The 17,746-nt window shown below is 69.6% G+C and carries 11 protein-coding genes; all 11 read right to left on the bottom strand.

From position 1 onward, the window contains the following. A partial coding sequence (locus tag DZF91_RS08810; protein ID WP_199486509.1) for a hypothetical protein occupies positions 1–247 on the bottom strand: 247 nt, incomplete at its 3' end. Positions 248–528: 281 nt separating this feature from the next. Next, positions 529–4,407: a DNA-directed RNA polymerase subunit beta' gene (locus DZF91_RS08805; RefSeq protein ID WP_117356982.1), complete on the bottom strand. Its 3,879-nt coding sequence runs from the start codon at positions 4,405–4,407 to the stop codon at positions 529–531. Positions 4,408–4,427: 20 nt separating this feature from the next. Beyond that, positions 4,428–7,904 (bottom strand): DNA-directed RNA polymerase subunit beta, encoded by a 3,477-nt coding sequence (rpoB, locus tag DZF91_RS08800; protein WP_117356981.1) that lies wholly within the window; start codon positions 7,902–7,904, stop codon positions 4,428–4,430. A 677-nt stretch (positions 7,905–8,581) separates the two neighbouring features. Then, positions 8,582–9,670 (bottom strand): hypothetical protein, encoded by a 1,089-nt coding sequence (locus DZF91_RS08795; protein ID WP_117356980.1) that lies wholly within the window; start codon positions 9,668–9,670, stop codon positions 8,582–8,584. After that, entirely contained in the window at positions 9,667–10,197 is a 531-nt protein-coding gene (locus DZF91_RS08790) for a hypothetical protein (protein ID WP_117356979.1), read from the bottom strand. The genes DZF91_RS08795 and DZF91_RS08790 overlap by 4 nt, the downstream gene beginning before the upstream one ends. Before the next feature lie 55 nt (positions 10,198–10,252). After that, positions 10,253–11,749, bottom strand: coding sequence for an MCE family protein (locus DZF91_RS08785; RefSeq protein WP_117356978.1), 1,497 nt, complete (start codon positions 11,747–11,749; stop codon positions 10,253–10,255). Then, positions 11,746–13,008, bottom strand: coding sequence for an MCE family protein (locus DZF91_RS08780; RefSeq protein ID WP_117356977.1), 1,263 nt, complete (start codon positions 13,006–13,008; stop codon positions 11,746–11,748). The genes DZF91_RS08785 and DZF91_RS08780 overlap by 4 nt, the downstream gene beginning before the upstream one ends. Beyond that, positions 13,005–14,288 (bottom strand): MCE family protein, encoded by a 1,284-nt coding sequence (locus tag DZF91_RS08775; RefSeq protein ID WP_235834174.1) that lies wholly within the window; start codon positions 14,286–14,288, stop codon positions 13,005–13,007. Before DZF91_RS08775 ends, DZF91_RS08780 begins: the two co-directional genes overlap by 4 nt. A 24-nt stretch (positions 14,289–14,312) precedes the next feature. Beyond that, positions 14,313–15,353, bottom strand: coding sequence for an MCE family protein (locus DZF91_RS08770; RefSeq protein WP_117356976.1), 1,041 nt, complete (start codon positions 15,351–15,353; stop codon positions 14,313–14,315). Then, positions 15,354–16,391, bottom strand: coding sequence for an MCE family protein (locus tag DZF91_RS08765; RefSeq protein ID WP_117356975.1), 1,038 nt, complete (start codon positions 16,389–16,391; stop codon positions 15,354–15,356). Beyond that, a partial coding sequence (locus DZF91_RS08760) for an MCE family protein (RefSeq protein ID WP_328589147.1) occupies positions 16,388–17,746 on the bottom strand: 1,359 nt, incomplete at its 5' end. The genes DZF91_RS08765 and DZF91_RS08760, both read right to left, overlap by 4 nt.

Here is a 17,746-nt window from a genome sequence, read left to right as displayed (position 1 = left end):
CGGGCGGCGCGGGCCGCTCCGGACGGGCCGGACCCGCGGCGCCGGACGGGGACGGCTGTCCCCCGCCCGCACCGCCGAGCTGCGGCGCGCCGAAGACGACCGTGCGGTCGCCCATCGGGCGCGCCGGCTGCGGGGAGCCCTGGTCGCCCTCACTGGAACCGGCCGCCCGGCCCTCCGCGCCCCCGGACTTCTCGTCGTCCTGAGGCGACGGCCACTGCGGGCCCTGCGTGCCGTCGTTCTCGGTCATCGTCAGGCTCCTTCGGGCGGATATTCCCACGTGAGGGGGGTCCCCACGATGTGACGCATCGGCTCAAGCCTGCCCCGATCTCCGGGGGAATCGCAAATCATCTCCCCCTTGGACGCCATGCTCCGTCCGCCCGTTCCCACCCGCGCCGTCCAGTGCGGCCCGAAACCGGCGCCCGCGGCGCGCCCGAGGAGGCCTCCGAGGGGGCGTCCGCCCAGGCACCGGCGCCGGAACGTGAAGAGGCCCCCGCCGGATGGCGGGGGCCTCTCACTGACTACTGCCGCTTAGCGGTTGTACTGACCGAAGTCGTACTCCTCCAGCGGGACGGCCTCGCCGGAGCCCTGTCCGAACGAGTAGTCCGCGCCGTCGTCGTAGGAACCGACGGAGTACACCGCGGCCTTCGCCTCCTCGGTCGGCTCGACCCGGACGTTGCGGTACTGCGGCATGCCGGTACCCGCCGGGATGAGCTTGCCGATGATGACGTTCTCCTTGAGGCCGAGCAGCGGGTCGCTCTTGGCGTGCATGGCCGCCTCGGTGAGCACCCGGGTCGTCTCCTGGAAGGACGCCGCCGACAGCCACGACTCGGTCGCGAGCGAGGCCTTGGTGATGCCCATGAGGACCGGACGGCCCGCCGCGGGCTTGCCGCCCTCGGCGACCACCGAACGGTTGGTCTCCTCGAACATCGGCCGCTCGACCAGATCGCCCGGCAGCAGGTCGGTGTCGCCCGACTCGAGGATGTTCACCCGCTTGAGCATCTGGCGGACGATGATCTCGATGTGCTTGTCGTGGATCGACACACCCTGCGACCGGTACACCTCCTGGACCTCGTGGACCAGGTGGAGCTGGACCGCGCGCGGGCCGAGGATGCGCAGCACCTCGTGCGGGTTCTGCGCACCGACGATGAGCTGCTGGCCGACGTCGACGTGGGCGCCCTCGAAGACGCCGTCCGACAGCCGGGCCCGCATCGGGACCTGGTAGGCGATCTCGTCGGTGCCGTCGTCCGGCACCACGATGATCTTCCGGGTCTTCTCGGTCTCGTCGATCTTGATCCGGCCGGCGACCTCGGAGATCGGGGCCACACCCTTGGGGATGCGGGCCTCGAAGAGCTCCTGGACACGCGGCAGACCGTGGGTGATGTCACCACCCGCGACACCACCGGTGTGGAAGGTGCGCATGGTCAGCTGCGTACCCGGCTCACCGATGGACTGGGCGGCGATGATGCCGACGGCCTCGCCCACGTCCACCCGCTTGCCGGTGGCGAGCGAGCGGCCGTAGCACGCGGCGCAGACACCGATCTTGGCCTCGCAGACGAGCGCGGACCGGGTCCGCACCTCCTCCACGCCGGCCTCGACCAGGCGGGTGATCACCGTGTCGGACAGGTCGGTGTCGGCCGGGAAGATGACCGTCCCGTCCACCGTCACGTCCTCGGCGATCGTCCGGCCGACCAGGCTGGTCTCCGACTGCACCGGCTTGACCAGGGTGCCGTCGGGGGCGCGGTCGGCGACCCGGAAGGCGATCGTGCGGTCGGTGCCGCAGTCGATCTCCCGGACGATGACGTCCTGCGCGACGTCCACCAGACGACGGGTCAGGTAACCCGAGTCGGCGGTCCGCAGCGCGGTGTCGGCCAGACCCTTGCGGGCGCCGTGCGTCGAGATGAAGTACTCGACGACCGACAGGCCCTCGCGGAAGGACGACTTGATCGGACGCGGGATCGTCTCACCCTTCGGGTTGGACACCAGGCCGCGCATACCGGCGATCTGCCGCAGCTGGAGCGGGTTACCGCGGGCGCCCGACTGGATCATCATCCAGATCGGGTTGTCCTTCGGGAACGCCTTCTCCATGTCGGCGGCGACCTCGGCGGTGGCCTTGTTCCAGATCCCGATGAGCTCCTGCTTGCGCTCCTCGTCGGTGATCAGACCGCGGTTGTACTCGCGCTGCACCTTGGCGTCGTCACGCTCGTGCTCGGCCAGGATGGCGGCCTTGTTCGGCGGCGTGATGACGTCCTCGATCGAGATGGTCACACCGGACCGGGTGGCCCAGTGGAAACCGGTGCTCTTCAGGGCGTCCAGCGCGTCGGCGACCTCGACCTTGGGGTAGGTCTCGGCCAGCTCGTTCACGATCGCGGAGAGCTGCTTCTTGCCGATCTCGGCGTCGACGAACGGGAAGTCCGCCGGCAGCGTCTCGTTGAACAGCGCGCGGCCGAGGGTGGTCTCCAGCCGGTAGGGCTGGCCGGGCTCGTAGCCCTCGGGGGCCACCCAGTCGCGCGGCGGCGGGACGTCCTTGAAGCGCAGCTGGATCTTGGCCTGCAGGTCCAGCTCGCGCCGGTCGTAGGCCATGATCGCCTCGGCGATCGAGCCGAACGCCCGGCCCTCGCCGACCGCGCCGTCCTTCTGCGTCGTCAGCCAGTAGAGGCCGATGACCATGTCCTGGGTGGGCATGGTGACGGGCTTGCCGTCCGACGGCTTCAGGATGTTGTTGGTCGACAGCATCAGGATCCGCGCCTCGGCCTGCGCCTCGGCGGACAGCGGCAGGTGCACCGCCATCTGGTCGCCGTCGAAGTCGGCGTTGAACGCCGTGCAGACCAGCGGGTGGATCTGGATGGCCTTGCCCTCGACCAGCTGCGGCTCGAACGCCTGGATGCCGAGGCGGTGCAGCGTGGGCGCCCGGTTCAGCAGCACCGGGTGCTCGGTGATGACCTCTTCGAGGACGTCCCACACGACCGACTTGGCGCGCTCGACCATCCGCTTGGCGGACTTGATGTTCTGCGCGTGGTTGAGGTCGACCAGCCGCTTCATGACGAACGGCTTGAACAGCTCCAGCGCCATCTGCTTGGGCAGACCGCACTGGTGCAGGCGCAGCTGCGGGCCGACGACGATGACCGAACGGCCGGAGTAGTCGACGCGCTTGCCCAGCAGGTTCTGGCGGAACCGGCCCTGCTTGCCCTTCAGCATGTCGCTGAGGGACTTCAGCGGACGGTTGCCCGGACCCGTGACCGGACGGCCGCGGCGGCCGTTGTCGAACAGCGCGTCGACGGCCTCCTGCAGCATCCGCTTCTCGTTGTTCACGATGATCTCGGGCGCGCCGAGGTCGAGCAGACGCTTGAGCCGGTTGTTCCGGTTGATCACGCGGCGGTACAGGTCGTTCAGGTCGGAGGTCGCGAAGCGGCCACCGTCCAGCTGGACCATCGGACGCAGGTCCGGCGGGATCACCGGAATGCAGTCCAGCACCATGCCGAGCGGGCTGTTGCGGGTGTTCAGGAACGCCGAGACGACCTTGAGCCGCTTGAGCGCGCGGGCCTTCTTCTGGCCCTTGCCGGTGCGGATGATCTCGCGCAGCTTCTCCGCCTCGGCGTCGAGGTCGAAGTTCTGGAGCCGGGCCTGGATGGCCGCGGCGCCCATGCCGCCCTCGAAGTACTTGCCGAACCGGTCGCGCATCTCGCGGTAGAGCAGCTCGTCGCCCTCGAGGTCCTGGACCTTGAGGTTCTTGAAGCGGCTCCACACCTCGTCGAGCCGGTCCAGCTCGCGCTGGGCGCGGTCGCGCAGCTGCTTCATCTCGCGCTCGGCGCTGTCGCGCACCTTGCGCTTCTGGTCGGCCTTGGCCCCGGCCTCCTCCAGCTCCGCCAGGTCGGACTCCAGCTTCTGCTGGCGTCCCTCCACCTGGGCGTCGCGGGCCTGCTCGATCTGCTGGCGCTCGACCGAGATGTGGGCCTCCAGCGTGGGCAGGTCGCGGTCACGCCGCTCCGCGTCCACGCTGGTGATCATGTAGGCCGCGAAGTAGATGATCTTCTCGAGGTCCTTGGGCGCCAGGTCGAGCAGGTAGCCCAGCCGGGACGGCACGCCCTTGAAGTACCAGATGTGCGTGACGGGCGCGGCCAGCTCGATGTGGCCCATCCGCTCACGGCGCACCTTGGCACGGGTCACCTCGACGCCGCAGCGCTCACAGATGATGCCCTTGAACCGGACGCGCTTGTACTTGCCGCAGTAGCACTCCCAGTCGCGGGTCGGACCGAAGATCTTCTCGCAGAAGAGCCCGTCCTTCTCCGGCTTGAGGGTCCGGTAGTTGATGGTCTCCGGCTTCTTCACCTCGCCGTGCGACCACTGGCGGATGTCGTCGGCGGTCGCGAGGCCGATGCGAAGCTCGTCGAAGAAGTTGACGTCAAGCAACTTGTTTCCCCTTGAGTTGATCAGACCTCGTCGACGCTCATCGCGCCCTCATTGGGGCGACGGGAGAGGTCGATGCCGAGCTCTTCCGCGGCGCGGAAGACGTCCTCGTCCGTGTCCCGCATCTCGATGGACATGCCGTCGCTCGAAAGCACCTCGACGTTGAGGCAGAGCGACTGCATCTCCTTGATGAGGACCTTGAAGGACTCGGGGATGCCGGGCTCGGGGATGTTCTCGCCCTTGACGATGGCCTCGTAGACCTTCACACGACCGAGAACGTCGTCGGACTTGATGGTGAGCAGTTCCTGCAGGGCGTAGGCGGCGCCGTACGCCTCCAGCGCCCACACCTCCATCTCACCGAAGCGCTGGCCACCGAACTGCGCCTTACCGCCCAGCGGCTGCTGGGTGATCATCGAGTACGGGCCGGTGGAACGAGCGTGGATCTTGTCGTCCACCAGGTGCAGCAGCTTGAGGATGTAGGTGTAGCCGACCGCGATCGGGTCGCGGTACGGCTCGCCGGTGCGGCCGTCGAAGAGCTTCGCCTTGCCGCCCGGGCCGACCATGCGGTTGCCGTCCCGGTTGGGCAGGGTCGAGGAGATCAGGCCGGTGACGTCGTCCTCGCGGGCGCCGTCGAACACCGGGGTGGCCGCGCGGGTCCACGGCTCGGCCTGGTCGGCGCCGATCGCCTTGAGCTCGCGCTTCCACTCGGCGTCGTCGCCCTCGACCTTCCAGCCCTGGCTGGCGACCCAGCCGAGGTGGGACTCGAGGACCTGGCCGACGTTCATCCGGCCGGGGACGCCCAGCGGGTTCAGCACGATGTCGACGGGCGTGCCGTCCTCCAGGAACGGCATGTCCTCGACGGGCAGCACCTTGGAGATGACGCCCTTGTTGCCGTGCCGGCCGGCCAGCTTGTCGCCGTCGGTGATCTTGCGCTTCTGCGCCACGTAGACGCGGACCAGCTCGTTCACGCCGGGCGGGAGCTCGTCGCCCTCGTCGCGGGAGAACACCCGGACGCCGATGACCTTGCCCTGCTCGCCGTGCGGCACCTTCAGCGAGGTGTCGCGGACCTCGCGCGCCTTCTCACCGAAGATCGCGCGCAGCAGCCGCTCCTCCGGGGTCAGCTCGGTCTCGCCCTTCGGCGTGACCTTGCCGACCAGGATGTCGCCGGGGACGACGTCCGCGCCGATGCGGATGATGCCCCGCTCGTCCAGGTCCGCCAGGACCTCCTCGGAGACGTTCGGGATGTCCCGGGTGATCTCCTCGGGGCCGAGCTTGGTGTCCCGGGCGTCGACCTCGTGCTCCTCGATGTGGATCGAGGACAGGACGTCGTCCTGCACGAGGCGCTGCGACAGGATGATCGCGTCCTCGTAGTTGTGGCCCTCCCACGGCATGTACGCCACCAGGAGGTTCTTGCCCAGGGCCATCTCACCGGTGTCGGTGCAGGGGCCGTCGGCGACGACCTGGCCGACCTCGACCCGCTGGCCCTCGAACACGATCGGCTTCTGGTTGAAGCAGGTGCCCTGGTTGGACCGCTTGAACTTGGCGACCCGGTAGGTGTTGCGGGTGCCGTCGTCGTTCATGACGGTCACGTAGTCGGCGGAGACCTCCTCGACCACGCCGGCCTTCTCGGCCACGATGACGTCGCCGGCGTCGACGGCGGCGCGGTACTCCATGCCCGTGCCGACCAGCGGGGCCTCGCTGCGCAGCAGCGGCACCGACTGGCGCTGCATGTTGGAGCCCATGAGCGCGCGGTTGGCGTCGTCGTGCTCCAGGAACGGGATCATCGCGGTCGCGACCGAGGTCATCTGGCGCGCCGAGACGTCCATGTACTGGACCTCGTGCGGCGGGATCAGCTCGATCTCGCCGCCCTTCTTGCGGACCAGGACCTGGGGCTCGGTGAACCGGCCCTCGTCGTCCAGCAGCGAGTTCGCCTGGGCGACGACGAAGCGGTCCTCCTCGTCGGCGGTCAGGTAGTCGATCTGGTCGGTGACCTGACCGTCCACGACCTTGCGGTACGGGGTCTCGACGAACCCGAACGGGTTCACCCGGCCGTACGCGGCGAGCGAGCCGATCAGGCCGATGTTCGGGCCTTCCGGCGTCTCGATCGGGCAGGCGCGGCCGTAGTGCGACGGGTGGACGTCGCGGACCTCCATGCCCGCGCGCTCACGGGACAGACCGCCCGGACCCAGCGCGTTCAGGCGGCGCTTGTGGGTCAGGCCCGCGAGCGGGTTGGTCTGGTCCATGAACTGCGACAGCTGGCTGGTGCCGAAGAACTCCTTGATGGAGGCGACGACCGGCCGGATGTTGATCAGGGTCTGCGGCGTGATCGCCTCGACGTCCTGGGTGGTCATCCGCTCGCGGACGACCCGCTCCATGCGCGCCAGGCCCAGCCGGACCTGGTTCTGGATCAGCTCGCCGACGGTGCGCAGGCGGCGGTTGCCGAAGTGGTCGATGTCGTCGACCTCGATCGGCACGGACGCGCCGCCGAGCGACGCCTCCTCCTCACCCGCGTGCAGGCGGACGAGGTACTCGATCGTCCCGACGATGTCGTCCTCGGTCAGCGTGCCCTGGTTGGTCTCCAGGTCCAGCCCGAGCTTCTTGTTGACCTTGTAGCGGCCCACCTTGGCCAGGTCGTAGCGCTTCGGGTTGAAGTAGAGGTTCTCCAGCAGGGTCTGCGCCGACTCCTTCGTCGGCGGCTCGCCCGGACGCAGCTTGCGGTAGATGTCCAGCAGCGCGTCGTCCTGGCCGGAGGTGTGGTCCTTCTCCAGGGTGATGTTGATCGACTCGTACGAGCCGAAGCGCTCGCGGATGCGCGCCTCGTCCCAGCCCAGGGCCTTCAGCAGGACGGTGACCGGCTGCTTGCGCTTGCGGTCGATGCGCACGCCGACGTTGTCGCGCTTGTCGATCTCGAACTCCAGCCAGGCACCGCGGCTGGGGATGACCCGGCAGCCGTAGATGTCCTTGTCGCTGGCCTTGTCGAGCGCGCGGTCGAAGTAGACGCCGGGCGAGCGGACGAGCTGGGACACGACGACCCGCTCGGTGCCGTTGATGATGAAGGTGCCCTTGGAGGTCATGAGCGGGAAGTCGCCCATGAACACCGTCTGGCTCTTGATCTCACCGGTGGTGTTGTTGATGAACTCCGCCGTGACGAACATGGGGGCGGAGAAGGTCATGTCCTTGTCCTTGCACTCCTCCGCGGAGTACTTGGGCGGCTCGAACCGGTGGTCGCGGAACGAGAGGGACATGGTCCCGGAGAAGTCCTCGATGGGACTGATCTCTTCGAAGATCTCTTCGAGGCCCGACTGCGTCGGGACGCTCTTACTTCCGGCCTTCTGGGCCGCCTCGACCCGGGCCTTCCACCTCTCGTTGCCCAGCAACCAGTCAAAGGAGTTGGTCTGAAGGGCAAGGAGGTCCGGGACTTCGAGCGGCTCCTTGATGCGCGCGAAGGAGACGCGGTTCGGACCGGTTGCGGTATTCGAGGCGTTGCGCGAGGCTGCCAAGAGTGGTCCTTCCGAGGGCTCGCGGCGTAACTGACGACACGCACGCCAGACGATTCAAGATGCGAGACCGGCACGATGAGGTCCAAAACGGACCATGGCAGGAGTGCTCTCGCAGGTGAATAGTCAGAGGGCAGCGCAAAGGGGCAGTGTAGTCGACAACCACACCGCTCGCAACTCCAGCGCCGCAGTATGCATCACAGTTGCCTGCGAGCATCGCTCGTCCGACCCGACTAGTCAAGAGCGCACTTGGACTTTTCGGGCTCTGACCTGCAGTGAGGAAGGCCATAGTTTAGAGCCCTCCCGGGGACGGCCCCGCAGCGCCGGTGCGGCGGCGTGCCGAAACGCGTCGAGCGACCGCCCGGGGAGGGGAGATCGCTCGACGTGGCAGGGGTTCCCGGGGTCTCGTTCCGGTCCTGCCGCAGGACCGTTTTCGGGACGGAACGGGAGCCGGTGCGGGAGGCCCGCGGCGTCCCGCCGGCGGCCCTCCGGGGGCCGGTTTCCGCCCGGCTCGGGGGCCTGTCGCCGGGGCTGCACCGCGGGGCCCCGGAGGGCCCGCCCGGGCGTGTCGCGTGTCGCCCGCCCTGACGGGGTTCCGACCGGGTCCCCCGCGCCGTCCCGCTCTGCCGGACGGCGCGGCTGCGGTGCAGGGCGGGGCGGGACGGTGCGGTGCGGTGCGGTCAGAGCATCTGGAGGTCCGAGACCAGCCACTGGCCGTTGGTCTTCTTCATGACCATGCGCAGCGTGTACTGGTTCGGCGTGCGGGACGCGGTGGCCTGCTTCGCGGTCGTCTGGTCCAGGTAGACCAGCGCGATCGCCTTGTCGCCGTCCACGCTCTCGACGGCCGTCTTCACCGCCTGGCCCTCGACCACCGCCTGCTGCTTCTGGGCGCTGGCCTTGACCTGCGTGATCTGCTGGTCGAACTGGGTCTTGAAGTTGCCGGTGGTGCGGCTCGCGGCCCGCTTCAGGTCCGAGTCGATCGTCCGGTAGTCGTAGGACGAGATGTCCTCGGCCGCGCGGGTCGCCGCGAACTGGACCTGCTTGGAGTCCTTGTCGCCGCCCGTGATGTGCGACTTGCCGACCAGGAACCCGACGAGCCCGGCCGCCAGCGCGAGGTTCACCGCGATCAGGGCCCAGACCGTGCCGCTGACCGATGTGAGGAACCCGCCCCTTCGGCCGTCCGTACCGGCCTTGCGGGCCTTCGCGGTCCTCTTCGCCTTCTTCGCCTTCTTCGCCGGCTCGTCCGCGGACGGTTCGGCGTCGGCCTCCGCCTCGTCGTCCGCGTCAGTGGCGGGCTCCGGCGTGTCCGTGATCGTGTCGGACGCGGCGGACGCCTCCGAGCCCTCGGGCTCGGCCTTCTCCGCGTCCTCGTCCGACGCGTCGGCGTCGGCGTCGGCCTTCACATCCGCGTCGGCCTTCACATCCGCGTCGGCCTTCACATCCGCGTCGGCCTTCACATCCGCGTCGGCCTTCACGTCCGCGTCGGCCTTCGCCTCGGAGGCGTCGTCCGCGTCGGCGTCGGCCTTCTCAGGCTCCTCGGCCTTCTCGGTGCTCTCGGCGGACTTGGCCTCTGTAAGGGCCTCAGCGGGCTTCTCCGGCGATTCCGGGACGTCCCCGGCATCGGTGGAACCGGCGGCCCGCTCCGCCTCGCGCTCGGCCTCCTCGGCCTCCCGGGCGGCCTCCTCGGCCATCCGGCGGGCGATCTCGGCCTTGAGCTTGGCCTCCTGGGCCCGGCGGGCCCGCTCCTGCGCGCTGATGTCGGTCGTCACGGGACCATCCCCATCTTCGACACGAGCCACTTGCCCTTGACCTTCGACATGTCCATGGCGAACCGGTAGTAGCGCGGCTGGCCGTTCGGGACCTTCGGGCTGGTCGTGGTCGCGGTGATCGAGACCAGCACCTCGGCCGAGCCGCCGTCCATCGAGACGATGCCCGCGCGGACCTGCTGGACCGACGAGGTCGACTGGGACTTGGTGGCGATGTCGGCGATCTGCTTGGCCTGCGTGGCCCACTGGTTCTTGATCTCGCCGGTCATGCCGCTGGTGACCCGCTCGACGCCCTGCTGGACGGTCCGGTAGTCGATGCTCGCGAGGTTCACCCCGGTCTGCCGCGCCGACTGCAGGACGGCCCTGCGGTCGCCCTGCTCCCGGTCCGCGGACCAGTACCGGACGCCGGCGACCACGGTCGCCACCGCCAGGGCGGCGGCCAGCACGCCCAGGACGACCGCGGCGATCGACACGCCGCCTCCGCCCCGCGACGCCGCGGCGTCGACCGCGTCGGTCGCGCCGTACTTCATAGCGTCGTCTCCTTCATCGCGTTGAGGGGTTCGCTCCCGGCCCGGGCCGGGCGGTTCACTTCCCGCCCATGAGGGGGCCGAGCAGGAGCATCTTCCAGGAGGCGTCCCCGAGGAGGCGCTGCTGTCCGCCGGTGTTGCCGAGGCCGTAGCGGCGGCCGTCGGGGCCGTACACCACACCGGTCGAAGGATCGTACCCGGCGAGTTCCACGGTGCCGTTCGCCACCGGGACGTTGATGCCGGTCACCTGGCCCATCGGGGTCGGCGCGGAGCCGGCGCCCGCCGCGGACGTCCGCGGCGCGGAGCCGGCGCCCGCCGCGGACGTCCGGCCGTCGCGGCCCTTCTTCCCGGACGCGTCGGAGGTCTTCCCCGGTGCCCCGGCGGCCGGGAACCCGGCGGCGTCGGTGGCGCCCGGCGGAACCTTCGGCGCGGGCTCGATGGCGGACTGCGGGAAGTTGCGGGCGCCGCGCACGTCGCTGGGCGAGTTGTGCGCCGCCTTGCAGCCGGTGTTGAGGTCGGGCCAGCGGTCCCGGGTGTCCTGGGGCCAGCGGTGCGGGGTCTTCTCGTAGCCCTTGGTGCAGGGGGGCGGCGAGTCGATGTTGAGGGCGAGGCCGAGGTGCTGGGTGCCGTCGCCCGGCATCACCGTGAACACACCGGCCAGCGTGACGGGGTAGAGGATCATCAGGGACCGCAGCCCGGCCCGCCGGGAGGCGATGATCTGCCCGGTGGTGGTCAGGTTGGCCAGCATCACCGGGAGGGTGGGGGCCAGGTCCTTGATCGTGCCGTCCGCCTGGGTGATCGCGCCGGGGGCGGCGGCGATGTCGTCGCGGATCGCGCCGTCGTTGTCCCGGAGGGTGGCGGTCAGGCTCCTGAGATTGGCGGCGAACCCGCGAATGTTGGCGCCCTCGGCGGCCTGCGTGTCCAGGACGACGCGGCTGTTGTCGAGCAGGGCCTTGGTGTCCGGGTAGGCCCGGTTCGCCGTCTTCAGGATCCGGTCGGTGTCGTCGAGGATCTTCTGCAGGTCGGTGGAGGTGCCGGAGAACGCCTTGTCCAGCTCGTCCACGATCGTGCCGAGGTTCTTCGGGTCCACCGAGCCGACGAGCTGGTCGACGTTGCGCAGCAGCTCCGCGGTCGACACCGGCAGCTTGGTGAGCTGCCGCGGGATCGTGTAGGGCTTGCCCTGGTCCAGGTAGGGGCCGCTCTCCCGGCTGGGCTCCAGGTCGATGTACTGCTCGCCGACGGCCGACCGGTTCGCGACGATGGCGGAGGTGCCCTCGCGCGGGATGCGGTGGCCCTTGTCGAGCAGCAGCTTGACCTTGATGCCGTCCTCGGTGAGCTGGATCGGCCCGACGCGTCCGACCGGGACGCCCCGGTAGGTGACCTCGGCGTTGGTGAACACGCCGCCCGAGTCGGTCAGGTCGACGTAGGCGTAGTACTGGCGGCCGAGCGCCTTCTTCCCCAGCCCGATGTAGTTCACCGACACGATCGTGATGCCGATGATCGTGATCAGGGCGAACGCGATGAGCTGGATCTTGACGCCGCGCTTGAGGATCACGAGAGCCCCCCGGTCATCAGCGTGTGCAGGTCACTGGGGCCCTGGAGCGCCTTCGGCCTCGGCTTGGCCGGCTGCTTGCCGGGCGGGGCCGGCTTGCCGCCGAGGCCGGGCAGTCCGCCGCCGGACGGCATCTGCGGCAGGATGCCGAGCGGCGTCCGCGGCAGCGTGACGTTCGGGACCTTCAGCATCGACCGCATCTGCTGCCCGCCCGCCAGGCCCTCCAGGTCGGTGCCGCCCAGCAGGTTGTGGGCGATGCTCTGGAAGTCGAGGTCGAGCGTCAGCCGGATGTTGCCGTAGTCGCCCCGGATGACGTTGCCGAACGTCGGCGGGAACGGGAAGCTCAGCAGGGTCTCCAGGTTGCGCGGCAGGTTGCCGCCCGCCTTGTTGAGGTTGCGCAGCAGCGGGTCGAGCGTCCTGAGGTTGGCGAGCAGGTCGTCCCGGGACCGGTTGACCACGCTGGTCGTCGTCCGGCTGAGCTTGTCGAGCGCGACCAGCATCTCGGTGAGGTCGGCGCGGTTGTCCTTCAGGACGGTGATCGCCGGGCCGGTGGTGTCGATCGTGGCCTTGATCGTCTTGCGCTCGGCGGCCAGCTTGGCGGTGAGCCGGTCGAGCGAGTCGAGGGCCTTGGTGATCGCCGGACGGTTCCTGTCGAGCGTCCCGACGAAGGTGTTGACGCGTTCCAGGACCGAGCGGATGGTGGCCTCGCGGCCGCTCATCGCCGCGTTCAGCTCCCGGGTGATCGTGGTGACCTGCTCCAGCCCGCCGCCGTTGAGCAGCAGCGACATGGCCGACAGGACCTCCTCGATCTCGGTGGACCGGGTGGTGCGCGACAGCGGGATCACCGCTCCACCGCTCAGCCGGCCGCGCGCGGGCTCGCCGACCGGCGGCTCGTCCAGCTCGACGAACTTCTCGCCGAGCAGGGACGTCTGGCCGATGCGGGCGTAGGCGTTCTCGGGCAGCCGCACGTCCGAGCGGATCTTGATCGTGACGACGGCGTGCCAGCCCTGCTGCCCGCCGCCGAGCTGGATCTTGTCGACCTTGCCGACCGACACGTCGTTGACCTTGACCACCGACTGCGGGACGAGGTCGAGCACGTTGCCGAACTCGACCTTCACCGTCTTCGGGCGGGGGCCGAGGTCCGGGCCGCCGGGCAGCGGGATCGAGTCCACGCCGCGGAACGAGCAGCCGGACAGGGCCACCGCGCCCGCGAGCGCGACCGCGCCCAGCCGGAGGGGCGTCCGGAACGACCGGCGGGTCATCGGGTACCTCCCGGCAGCAGGTCGGTGAAGTCGCGCTTCTTCGTGGACGGCTTGGGGTCCTTGCCGGTCTTGCCGGAGGTGCCCGTCCCGCCGGTCCGGCCGGACGTCTTCCTGGTGGTCGGGCGCTCCTCGCCCGGCCCGTAGGCGTCCGGCGGGATCGGCACCGGGTCGTAGTGCGTGGTCAGCGCGGTGATCCAGGACAGGTCCAGGCTGAGGCCGGTGAGCGCCTTGCCGATGCCGTTGTAGGGCCGGACGAAGTCCAGGCACTGCTTGGGCGGCGCGCCCACCGAGTAGGCCAGCGAGCACACCCAGTCGGCCAGGTCGTGGAACTGGCGCAGGTCGGCGCGGTTGTGGATGGTGCCGCTGATCGGGTCGTAGGCGCGGGCCAGGTTGTTGATGGCCAGCGGGGCGACCGCGAGCAGCTCGGCGAACGAGTCCTTCTCCTTGACCAGCGTCCCGGTGACCTGGGCGAGCTGCCGGACGTTGGTCGACAGTCCGTCCCGGTTCTCCTTGAGGAACTGCTGGACGTTGCGCAGCGTCGGCCCGAGGGTGCGCAGGGCGGCGGTGAGGTCGTCCTTCTCCCCCGCCAGCTGCCCGGACACCGAGTTCAGGTGCCCGCTCAGCGACCGCACCTGGGCGTCGTTCTGGCGCAGCGTGTCGGTGATCACCCGGAGGTTGGCGATCGTCTTAGCCACGTCCTCGCGGTCCTGGCTGAGCGTGCTCAGCGCCTTGGACGAGTCGTGGACGGCCGAGTTGAAGTCGTCGCCGGTGCCCTGGAGGGTGTCGGCGCCGACCTGGAGCAGCCGGGACAGCGCGCCGTCCTTGTTCGCCCCCTGCGGCCCGAGCGCCTTGCTGAGGTCGCTCAGGCTGGAGCCGACCTCGTCCACCTCGACCGGCACCTGGGTGCGGGCGGTGGTCAGGGTCGTCCGGTCCGGCAGCGTGGCGCCGCCCTTGTAGACGGGGGAGAGCTGGACGTACCGGTCGGCGACGAGGGTCTGGTTGACGATGACCGCGAAGGCGTCGCTCGGCACCTTGTACTTGGCGTCGTAGGTCATCTCGACCTTCACCGCCGGGCCGACGGGCTGGACCTTGGTCACCTTCCCGACCGGGATGCCGAGAATCCGCACGTCCGCGCCCTTGTAGAGGCCGACGCTGCGGGTGAAGTACGCCGTCACGTGCTTCTGCTTGGGCTCGCGCAGCAGCAGCACGACCGCGGCCGCCACGACGGCGAGGGCGAGCGCCGCCCCGCCGATGCGGAGGATCAGTCCTGAGTTACGCACGGTGGTGTACCTGCCTGGTCGCGATCACGGGAGGAACGGCAGCGGGTTCTTGCCGCCGCCGCCCGACTGGCCGTTGCCCTGCCGTCCGGTGCCGGACGGCGGGCTCTGGATGGAGGCCGGGATCGGGAGCAGGTTCTGGATGTAGCTGTCGAACCAGCGCCCGGTGCCCGTGACGTCGCTGAACTGCCGCGCGTACGGGGTGAACAACTTGATGATCTTGTCCAGGTTGTCCTGGTTGCGGACGAGCAGCGCCGTCACGCCGGCCAGGTTGTCGAGCATCGGCCTGAGCTGCGCCCGGTTCTCCCTGATCAGGGCGTTCACCTGCCCCGACAGCGCCACGGTGTTCACCAGCAGCTGGTGGATCACCGTCCGCCGCGCCTGCACCGCCGCCAGCACCTTGTCGCCGTCCTGGACGAGCTTGGCGAAGTCCTGGTTGCGGTCGGCGAGGAGCTGCGAGACGTCCTTGGCCTTGCCGGCCAGCTCGTGCAGCTGGTCGTCGCGCGAGGCGACCGTCCTGGACAGCCGCTGGAGCCCCTGGAGCGACGCGCGCACCTCGGGTCCGGAGTTCCTGAACGTGTCGGCGAGGACGTTGAACGACTTGGCGACCTGCGCGTGGTCGATCTGGCTGATCTGCGTGCTGAGCTGGCTGATCGCCGGGACGACCTCGAACGGCGTGGCCGTCCGCTCGACCGGGATGTTGCGGCCGAGCCGTCCGGTCCCGCGCGGGTCCAGGGCCAGGAAGTGCGAGCCGAGCAGCGTCTTGATCTTGATCTCGGCGCGCGTCTGGTCGCCCAGCCGGACCCCGTCGTTCACCCGGAAGGTGACCTTGACATGGTCGCCCTGCAGCGCCAGCGACTCGACCTTGCCGACCTTGACGCCCGCGATCCGCACCTCCTCGCCGGACTTCAGCCCGGCGGCCTCGGCGAACGAGGCGGTGTGGGTGCTGCCGCCCGCGACGAACGGGATGCTCTCCAGGTTCATCGCCAGCACCAGCGCGACGATGATCACGGCGAACGCGGTGAGCCCGATGGGGACCGGGTTCCGCTCCCGGAAGGGAATCCTCATCTACTTGCACCTCGCGTTCTCGTTCACGATCGCCGGGGTCTGGTAGACCGGACCGCCCGGCAGCCGCACCCGCGCGTCGAGGCCGCAGATGTACATGTTGAACCACGAGCCGTACGACGAGATGTTCACCAGCCGCTGCAGCCGCAGCGGGCTGCGCTGGAACAGGGTGTTCAGCGCGTCCTGGTTCTGGTTGAACGTGGTGGCGAGCTGCCGCAGGCCGGCGATGTCGTCGCGCAGGTCCGGCCGCGCGTCCTTCAGCAGGTCGGCGGTCGTGCCGGTGAGGCCGTTGATCGCGTCCACCGACTGGAAGATCGCCTCCCGGTCGTTCGACAGCCCGCTGACCAGCGAGCGCAGGTCGCCGACGACCTGCTCCACCTGCTGGTGGCGCTCGTCGATGGTGCCGAGCACGCTGTTCAGGTTGGTGATCACGTCGCCGATCACCCGGTCGCGGTCGGCGAGGGTGTTGGTCAGCGACGCGACGTGGGTGAGCAGGCTGTTGACCGTGCCGCCCTCGCCCTGGAGGGTCTGGACGATCTCGAACGACAGCTTGTTGACCTCCTTGGGCTCCAGCGCCTTGAACAGCGGCCGGAACCCGTTGAACAGGACGGTCAGGTCGAGCGCCGGGTGAGTCTGCGCCACCGGGATCGTCTCGCCCGGACGCAGCGTCCGGCCGACCGTGCCCGGCCCCTCGGTCAGCGACAGGTACCGCTGCCCCATGAGGTTCCGGTACCGGACGTTGACCTGCGTGGACGCGGGCAGGCCGGAGGCGAACACGCCGCCCTTCTCCACCGAGAAGGTGACCTCGGCCCGGTTGTCCCTGGTCAGCCTGATCTTCTCGACCTGGCCGACCCGGACGCCCGCGACCCGCACGTCGTCCTTGTCGAGCAGGCCCGTGACGTCGGTGAACAGCGCCTTGTAGCTGCGCGTGTCGGCGAACCGCAGGTTGCTGATCGTCATCGCCAGCACGCCGGTGGCCAGCGAGGTCAGCACCACGAAGACCACCAGCTTGATGCCGGCGGAGAGCGTCCTGCCTCTCATCGGACGTTCACCACCGATCCCTGCATGAGCGGGCCCCACCACAGCTGGACCGCGTCGGTGACCTGGTCCGCGGGGGTGCGGGTGGCCGGGCCGACGATGCTCTTGATCTTGTCCTTCTCAGTCATGGAACCCGGATCCACGAAGACGTCCGACACGGCGCGGCCGCGGCCGCCGGCGGGGGCGTTGGCCGGGTCGGGGTTCTTCCACCACAGGTCGTCCTCTGTGCCGTCCCGCGCGAGGTAGTCCGGGAACGGGACCTTCGGGTTCGGCAGGTTGTAGCAGCGGGGGGCCCGCCGGTCCTTGGCCTCGGGCAGGTCCAGCGGGTACTTGTACGCCGGACGCGGCTTGACGATCTCGATCGTGAGGTTGAAGGTCGTCCCGCCGTTGCCGCCGCCGACCCGCTCCAGCTCCGGCCGGATCTTCTCGAACGTGTCGAACACGCACGGCAGCGAGGGCGAGTAGTACGACAGCAGCTCCAGGCCGGGGCGGTTCGCCACGTTGAAGCCGATGATCTTCGGCCCGTTGTCCCGCATGAACCGGTCGCCGTCCTTGGCGAACCCGGTGACCATCGGGATGAGGTCCTCGATCTGCCGCTTCTTGTCGGTGATCGTCCGGCTGGTGACGTTGAGGTTGCGCAGCGCCTGCATGAGGTCGGGCGTCGCGTCCGCGTAGATCTCGGACGTCGCCGACAGCGCGTTCAGGTCGTGCACGAGGGTGCCGAGCTGCGGGTTGACCTTCGCCAGCAGCGAGTCGGCCTCCTCCAGGTCGCGGCCGATCTGGTCGCCGCGGCCCTGCAGCGCCGTCGCCAGCGCGTTCAGCGTGGTGTTCAGCTTCTCCGGCCGGACGGCCTGGAGCAGCGGCAGCAGCTTGTCGAGCACCTGGTCGATCTCGATCGCGGCCTGCGACCGGTCCTGCTGGATGACCTGGCCGCGCCGCAGCCCGAGCGGGCCGGGCTGCGCCGGGACCTCCAGGTCGACGTACTTCTCGCCGAACAGCGTCTTCGGCAGCAGCCGCGCCTGGACGTTGGCCGGGATGAGCTTGGCCTTGTCCGGGTCGAGCGCCAGGTCGAGGGTCGCGCCGTCCGCGGTGGCGCGGGTGCCGCGCACCTCGCCGACGATCAGCCCGCGGACCTTCACGTCCGAGTGCGGCAGCAGCTGGAGGCCGGCGCGCGCCCCCTCCACCCGCACCTTGAGCACGGGGGTGAAGGCCTTCTCGTAGAAGCCGACGGTGAGCGCGCACAGCAGCAGGACCACCACGACCATCGACAGGCCGAGCAGCCGGTACCGCATGTGCTGGCTGAGGCCGGAGCGCCGCGGCGGCGCGGACGCCGGGGCGGGTGCGGGGGTGGGGGCGGG

This window comes from Actinomadura logoneensis, from assembly GCF_003428695.1.
In the GTDB taxonomy this organism is placed as follows: domain Bacteria; phylum Actinomycetota; class Actinomycetes; order Streptosporangiales; family Streptosporangiaceae; genus Spirillospora; species Spirillospora logoneensis.
This window is presented reverse-complemented; position numbering and strand designations above follow the sequence as displayed.

Coding starts and splice junctions, on each gene's coding strand:
- DZF91_RS08790 (WP_117356979.1), bottom strand. CDS start 10,197: ATGAAGTACGGCGCGACCGACGCGGTCGACGCCGCGGCGTCGCGGGGC.
- DZF91_RS08765 (WP_117356975.1), bottom strand. CDS start 16,391: ATGAGAGGCAGGACGCTCTCCGCCGGCATCAAGCTGGTGGTCTTCGTG.
- DZF91_RS08780 (WP_117356977.1), bottom strand. CDS start 13,008: ATGACCCGCCGGTCGTTCCGGACGCCCCTCCGGCTGGGCGCGGTCGCG.
- DZF91_RS08770 (WP_117356976.1), bottom strand. CDS start 15,353: ATGAGGATTCCCTTCCGGGAGCGGAACCCGGTCCCCATCGGGCTCACC.